1 protein-coding gene and 1 pseudogene are annotated in these 272 nt (G+C 43.8%); both read right to left on the reverse strand.

What is annotated here, in order from left to right:
• Positions 1–122: pseudogene (locus Xinn_RS23670) on the reverse strand (IS481 family transposase); the annotation flags it as partial.
• 5 nt (positions 123–127) lie between these two features.
• On the reverse strand, positions 128–272 hold a 145-nt coding region (locus Xinn_RS21680; protein WP_244590287.1), incomplete at its 5' end, for an IS1 family transposase.

Here is a 272-nt window from a genome sequence, read left to right on the forward strand (position 1 = left end):
TTACGTAATTCATTACTGGTACGTGCCTGACCATAAGCGGGAAACGCTAAGGCATATTCAACGACGGCTTGTTCTGTTTGCTCATCGACCCGGTTTTTGGGTCGTGTATTCAACCTGTTGATGCCTGTTAAATATAATATTCACGTTCAATGAAAGTACCGATGACCTTATCATGCATTTCCGGCGATTTGGAATAACCCAACGTCTTTCTATTGAGCCGTTTAAGTCGGTTGCGCAATGTTAGATTCTCCCGCTCGATACGTTGAGTGAAG

Origin of the sequence: Xenorhabdus innexi (assembly GCF_002632485.1) — a bacterium.
Lineage (GTDB): Bacteria > Pseudomonadota > Gammaproteobacteria > Enterobacterales > Enterobacteriaceae > Xenorhabdus > Xenorhabdus innexi.